Genomic DNA, 6,441 nt, shown 5'->3' with positions numbered 1-6,441 from the left:
GCTGGGCGCGCGTCCTGAGCGGCCATACGGCGGCCGCGCAGCCAAGACCGATGACGAACTCCCGCCGTCGCATCAGCCACCTTCGGGTTCACCAACTGAAAACAGTATAGCACAGCGTGTGCAGGTGTGCTGAATGGCGGTTTCATAACCGCCGTCCACACAGGCCTTACCGGAAATTCGCGGCTTCTCCCGTAGTCCCATGCGCCGACATGCATTTAGCTGTATGCTTGGGTCTCATGCGCAACGGTTAATGGCCTGAGGTAAATGACAGCACGACGCGCTGCCGAGCCGAGGTAAGGCAATGCAACGACGTTATTTAATCACCTTGTTCGGCAGCGCGGCGGTTGCGTGGGCACTCGCGGCATATGCGCAGCCGGCAACGAAGATGCCTCGGATCGCCTTCCTGTCCCCCGGCCGCTCTGAGCTTCCCGACCCCATCTTCAATATGCTCAACGCCCTCCTGCAAAGACTGCACGACCTTGGTTACACGGAGGGACAGAACCTCGCAATCGAGCGATACTATGCCGATGGGAGGTCGGATCGGCTTTCCGGGCTGGCCGCTGACCTGGTGAGGCGCAAGCCCGATCTCATTGTCGCGTTTAGTACAACAGCTGCGCTCCCGGCCAAGCACACAACGGGCACAATCCCCATTGTCGTGGTCGGCATGGCTGATCCGGTCGCCGACGGGCTGATCGCCAGCCTTGCACGACCAGGCGGGAATGTGACGGGGACGACCTTTCTCGGCCCAGAGGTGTCCGCCAAGCGCCTACAGTTGCTCCGAGAGGTCGTCCCTGGCCTCTCCCGTGTTGCGGTCCTTTGGCATCCAAACGCATACAGCGAACGCACGATGGCAGGTCTCCTGCATGAAATGGAGGGTGCGGCCCGGACTTTGGGATTACAGCTTCAACTCGTGCCGGCGTTTGGCCCGGAGGATGTCGTCGGCGCGTTCGCCGCGATGGCCAGAGAGCATGCCGGCGCGCTGATTGTCATGCCCAGCCCGATGCTGTTTGGCGAATACAATCGCATCGTGCGTCTTGCGGCGAACGGCAGATTGCCGGCAATGGGCGCAGCCAGGGAATTCGTGAACCTTGGCGGGCTCATGTCCTACGGCGTCAACCAGGTCGACCTTGCCCGGCAGACTGCCGCGTATGTGGACAAAATTCTGAAAGGGGCAAACCCGGCAGAGTTGCCGGTGGAGCAACCGATCAAATTCGAGCTTGTGATCAATCTAAAGACCGCGAGAGAGTTGCGGGGGACGATTAGCGGAGAGTTTGAGTCTCTGCTGGTTGCCGATGACGTGATTGAATGAAGATTTCTGCCTCAGCATCCTCGTTTTCGGCGTGGCAAGTCCCATAAACGCCTTCCCAAACTGCGCGGCATGCGAATTACTGTCCTGACACGCCAAGCCACTCGACCTGGACCGATGCAGACTGAGGCGGCAGGATCGCGCAGCGCGTGAGGTACGAAGCGCCGCCGCTGGGTTCATAGGCTAACCCACACCAATGCCCTCCGCCTGTCTCGCCCGTATCCCCTGGGATCGCAAGATATTGGATTTTCTCGCTTGGCACGTCGATCCATCGTTTGGCCACGAGCATTTGCACGCCATTTACGGTGAACCGGTACGGAGCAAGTTGGCAATCCCTGTCATCGCAGCAGCTTGCACCCGACTTGTCCTTCAGATGCGAGTAGATGTCGTGGGCCTGGAGCGGCAACGGCAGGCTGACGGCGAGAACAATGGCGATAAGCGCAGTGCTTGAACACATACGCCCCTCCGTTACGGGCTCGGTCCCTCAGGGCGGCTCGGGGCGCTGTGTCGGAGCCACGAGGCGCTGCAAGAGAGGCTAGGTCAGTTGCAGGCTTGAGAATACGCCCGTTCCGACACGCTTACAACAGAACCGTGGCCAAGCGGCCTTCCGGGGCCAGCGAGAGCTTAGTTCGCACGATTTCCCGTCCGGCCTCGTCCTTCAAGATGTCCGGCAGAGTCTGCTTTGCTTCGTTCGCCCTCCAGTTTCACCCCATCTGATCAGGCGTGAAGCGGTCACCGTCATGGAGTTGAACAGGTAGCGGGGCATGGCCACTCCGGGATTTGATGCCAGTGGCTGTCGACACCCGGGCTCTCGGACTGTTCCATAAGGGCACTGTCTGTTCATTGTGCGGTCCCATAGGTGTTGTTAGGATCAGGGAACCAGCCCTTCGGGAAGCTGCTCGTTGGGTGCCGTTACACGCGCGATCTCGTCCCTGCTCGGTCGGGCCGTCTTGGACCCGATGCCCTCAAACCGATGGACCCGGTCAGCAGCAGCCGGTGCCCTTACAACAGAGGTGGGTCCAGTCGGCCAGCATTATCTTCGGGCTGAGCCCTGAAAGGTGCTATGATGCCGTTGCTGGGTGAGGACGTCGCGTCATAGCTGCCGGTGCTCCTAATTCTGGCGGATTCCTAATCCGTCCTCATGAGCCACACAGAATTTGGACGACTTCCTCCCCTTTGAGGGAGGCTAAAATGGTACTTCAGAGCAACCTGTCACAGGCACAGATCCACACCTATGACGATCCTCGTCCTAGTCGATCCAACACCGTGAAAAAGGCTCTTGTGTCGATTGCCTTCGGCCTGACAGCTAGCCTGTTTGCCACGGACGCCTCGGCCCAGGCGACGCTCAACAGTGTGAAGCAGAAGGGCTTCCTGACCTGCGGCTCGAACAATGGCCTTGCCGGCTTCGGCTTGCCCGACACGCAGGGCAATTGGACGGGCCTCGACGTCGAGTTCTGCCGCGCCATTGCGGCTGCCATCTTCGACGACCCGACCAAGGTTCGCTTCATCCCGCTCGCCGCCAAGGACCGCTTCACGGCGCTTCAGTCGGGCGAAGTGGACGTGCTGTCCCGTAACTCGACCGCGACCATGTCGCGCGACACGCAGCTCGGCCTCGACTTCCCAGCGATTACTTACTTCGACGGCCAGGGCTTCATGGTCCGCAAGAAACTTGGCGTTGCCTCCGCCAAGGAGATGAACGGCGCATCGATCTGCACCCAGCAGGGCACCACGACCGAGCTGAACCTCGCCGACTTCTTCCGTGGCAACAACATGAAGTACGAAGTGGTGGCATTTGCGACCTCGGACGAGACGTTCAAGGCCTACGATTCCGGCCGCTGCGACGCCTACACGACGGATGCTTCCGGCCTCTATGCCGAGCGCCTGCGCGCGTCGGTGCCCGATGAGCAAGTGGTGCTGCCTGAGATCATCTCCAAGGAGCCCCTTGGCCCGGCCGTCCGCCACGGCGACAACCAGTGGGCCGACATCGTCCGCTGGACCCACAATGCCATGCTGAACGCCGAAGAGCTCGGCGTGACCAAGGCCAATGTCGACCAGATGAAGACCTCCGAGAACCCGGAGATCAAGCGTCTCCTCGGCACGGAGGGCAAGTTCGGTGAGGCCATCGGCCTGCCCAACGACTGGGCCGTGCGCATCATCAGGCACGTGGGCAACTACGGTGAGAGCTTTGACCGGAATGTCGGCGAGGGCTCGCGCCTGAAGATCAAGCGCGGTCAGAACGCCCTGTGGAGCAAGGGAGGGCTCCAGTATGGCATTCCGGTCCGTTGAGGATACTCAAGAGCGGCCGATTGCAGTTTACAGTCCATCCCTGAAGGTAATGTAACATGCACCTGCGCCTCAGGACATTGGACTGGACTTATCTCCTGTTGCTGGTGGTCAGCGTGGGAGGAGTGTCCTCCGTTGCTTACCGGATCGTCGGTTTCCTTGGCATAGGCATCTTCGGTCTGATCATTGGAGTGCTTGCCTTGACCATCGAAATGGAGCGGGGCGGCCCAGTCGGCCACGGTCAGGCCTCAAGCCTCTACGCCCAGCACATGGCCGCTGTGGAGCGCATGTCCGCAGCCGAGAGAGCCGAAAGGCGTGCCGAGATCGAGAGCGCCGCAGTACCGCTCCTCGTGGCAAAGATCGTGAGCGCAGGGCTGATCGTCGTCGGGTTTGGGATGTTCTATATCTTCGAACTCGGCGCCTAGCTCCAAGCATCAGCCATCCGGTTTGCGCAATTCATCATCCCCCAATCAATTAAACTTGCATGGCCCAGCGGTTGCCCGACCCACAAAGTGTTTAGCGCTAATACGCGGCCTTGTTTGTCACGTGCAAGGGATGACCCCTGGCATCCGTCGTTTAGCCCGGTGCGCCGGTAGACCATCCCATAATAGGTAAAAGCTGATCGCGCCTGAACTGTTCTGCACGCACATGCTCTTTCGCCTCGACCTCCTCAGCGGACGGCCCGCAGTCGTCCTCGCACTCCTTGAACCTGAATGTGACCTCATCTGTAGAACCCCACGGCTCGACGACATAGTCACGGTTACGGAGGAAGCTTAAGAACGGCAGACGGGAGATGTGGTGGCGGAGCCTTTGGATCGATGCGCCCATGGCAGCCTCCTCTCATCCAAGAGAGTGCCCTTCGCAACAGAGTGCCCTTCGCAACATGATAAACAGTTTCACCGAACTCAATAAATGACATTCCGCAAAGGACGTGGGCCTTCTTCAAGCTCGCACCCTGATCAGGGTCAGCGGATTTTAAGTCGGGCTCCATTCCACGTGCTCTAGCCTACGGTCGAGATTGCGAGGTTGGTTGATACCTCGCAGGCTCGCCTGCCCTCCCAACGCGGCTCTGGTCTCACGCTTGAAACGGCTCGGGCGTAAATGGCGAGCGCTCCACCAGCAGGATCCTGGCGGCCACGCCGAGCGACCGTAGCCCATCAAGAATTCTCTGCATCTGCTCGGATTCCTGCGCCTTGCGGGCATCCTCCACAGTGCGGAACTCCAGCATGGTGATCGTGTCCGGGCTGGCTCCATCAGTCGTGCGATAGGCCATAAGGGACACCGCACCTGGGATCTGTAGAAGCTCGGCAATCCAGCCCCGGACCCGCTGGTTGTAGTCGTTCCAGCGATGGGGCTCGGTCGGGCGGTCATACTGAAACATGACATAGGCCATGGGATACCTCCCTGAAGGCTTGCGCTATCACAGCACACCGGAGCCATCCGTCATAGCGCTCAGAGGGATGCGCCCTCGGTTCAGCCACTTGGTCTCGCCAGGATCAGTCGGAGCGACGATTGCTCTTGAGTTCATTGGCGTTGATCACGCGCGCTAAGAGGTCCTGCAGGGTCTCACGCTCCCGTTCCGACAGGGCGGCCATCACGCGATCCCGCACCGCAAGGATCGCCGGGTACAACCGTGCATAGAGTTCGAGCCCTTCGGGTGAGAGGCTGAGGAGACGCGTGTCGCGTCCGTGTTTCCCCGGTGTTCGGCTAACGAAGCCGAGAAGCTCCAGGTGCCGGACCATCCGCTGGGCACTCGCAAGGTCGATGCCGATCCGCTCGGCCAGTCGCCGCTCGTCGATGTTGGGCGCATCGTGAAGGGAGGCCAGCACCGCAGGCTCGACCAGCGTCAGGCCTTCGGGCTTGGTCACGTCCACCAGCGCATGGTTCAGGATGGTATGGAAGCGTCGCCCCAGATTGAACTCACTGCGGCGATGAACCGGGGGCAGCGCTCGAGACTGCGGATGATCAGACGGGCGGGCCAAATAAGCCCGTATGGGCGCATCCAGGTTCTTCACGAGTTGCGTTCCGAGGTCGTCAAAGGCCAGTGGCAGCACCCTGGAGACGTAGTCATAGGCCGTTCCTGAGAGGCAGACCAGTCCCGGCTGTGCCAGCTTCTCCATGCGGGCGGCAATGTTCACCCCATCGCCAAACATGTCACCGTCCCGAACCATGACTTCTCCAACATGGACGCCAATCCGGAAAGTGAGGCGACGTTCCTTGGGGGTTTCCTCGTTGGCCGCGGCAATCCTCTCCTGAATGCCAACCGCACATCGGACTGCATCGACGACGCTTGGGAACTCGGCGAGAATGCTGTCGCCTGCGGTATTGGCCGTGCGACCGCCGTGTTGGGTGATGTGCCGATCCATGATCTCGCGGCGGGAGGCGAGCAGGGCCAGAGTTCCGGTCTCATCCGCATTCATCAGGCGCACATAGCCTGCCACGTCAGCGTAGAAGATTGCTGCGAGGCGGCGTTGTATGACTGAGGCGCGCTTGTTCATCCTCGGGTACCGCCCTTCATGGGCCTGCTCAGACCGATGTCGCGTCGGTCGAGCTCCTCGGTCTACAGGATAAATGGCCAGTGCTGAGTGACGTTCCTGACCGACCAGCGACCCCAGCGAAAATGCAGCGACCGGCCCTCCAGAGCCGGGTTCTCTCACCATTGGGAGCGGATCGTCAGCGTGCAAAAGGCAAGAATGCCAGCCATCAGGAGGAGTGAAATCAATACTTGGGAAAACATCACATGAATCCCAAGATCGCGGCCCCGCAGAACAGGAAGGCCAGAGCCGCAGCAAAGAGCGCTTCGTTTTCGTAAGAAATGTAGGACCTGATTCTCTGAACCATGATGTCCTCCT

At 60.3% G+C, this 6,441-nt stretch carries 7 protein-coding genes; 3 read left to right on the top strand and 4 right to left on the bottom strand.

Annotated elements, in window-relative coordinates; translation table 11 throughout:
• Positions 1-301: 301 nt before the first annotated feature.
• Entirely contained in the window at positions 302-1,309 is a 1,008-nt protein-coding gene (locus tag ILT44_RS24780) for an ABC transporter substrate-binding protein (protein ID WP_204242281.1), read from the top strand.
• A 76-nt stretch (positions 1,310-1,385) separates the two neighbouring features.
• Here ILT44_RS24780 and ILT44_RS24775 read toward each other — a convergent pair whose 3' ends face one another.
• Complete coding sequence (locus tag ILT44_RS24775) at positions 1,386-1,763, bottom strand: hypothetical protein (RefSeq protein WP_204242280.1); 378 nt, start codon at positions 1,761-1,763, stop codon at positions 1,386-1,388.
• A 734-nt stretch (positions 1,764-2,497) separates the two neighbouring features.
• On the opposite strand from ILT44_RS24775, the gene ILT44_RS24770 reads away from it, so the two are divergent.
• Positions 2,498-3,592 (top strand): amino acid ABC transporter substrate-binding protein, encoded by a 1,095-nt coding sequence (locus ILT44_RS24770; RefSeq protein WP_204242279.1) that lies wholly within the window; start codon positions 2,498-2,500, stop codon positions 3,590-3,592.
• Between the two features lie 56 nt (positions 3,593-3,648).
• Positions 3,649-4,014, top strand: a complete 366-nt coding sequence (locus ILT44_RS24765) for a hypothetical protein (RefSeq protein ID WP_204242278.1) — start codon at positions 3,649-3,651, stop codon at positions 4,012-4,014.
• Between the two features lie 151 nt (positions 4,015-4,165).
• Here ILT44_RS24765 and ILT44_RS24760 read toward each other — a convergent pair whose 3' ends face one another.
• From ILT44_RS24760 to ILT44_RS24750, 3 genes are all read right to left on the bottom strand, one after another.
• Positions 4,166-4,417 carry a hypothetical protein gene (locus ILT44_RS24760; RefSeq protein WP_204242277.1) on the bottom strand — a complete coding sequence of 84 codons (252 nt, stop codon included), beginning with the start codon at positions 4,415-4,417 and terminating at the stop codon, positions 4,166-4,168.
• A gap of 247 nt (positions 4,418-4,664) precedes the next feature.
• Complete coding sequence (locus ILT44_RS24755) at positions 4,665-4,982, bottom strand: DUF1330 domain-containing protein (RefSeq protein ID WP_204242276.1); 318 nt, start codon at positions 4,980-4,982, stop codon at positions 4,665-4,667.
• Positions 4,983-5,085: 103 nt separating this feature from the next.
• Complete coding sequence (locus ILT44_RS24750) at positions 5,086-6,087, bottom strand: adenylate/guanylate cyclase domain-containing protein (RefSeq protein WP_204242275.1); 1,002 nt, start codon at positions 6,085-6,087, stop codon at positions 5,086-5,088.
• Between the last annotated feature and the right edge of the window lie 354 nt (positions 6,088-6,441).

Origin of the sequence: Microvirga arvi, assembly GCF_016892765.1 — a bacterium.
In the GTDB taxonomy this organism is placed as follows: Bacteria; Pseudomonadota; Alphaproteobacteria; order Rhizobiales; family Beijerinckiaceae; genus Microvirga; species Microvirga arvi.
Note: the sequence above shows the minus strand (reverse complement) of the source record. Positions and strands in the feature narration are given on the sequence as shown.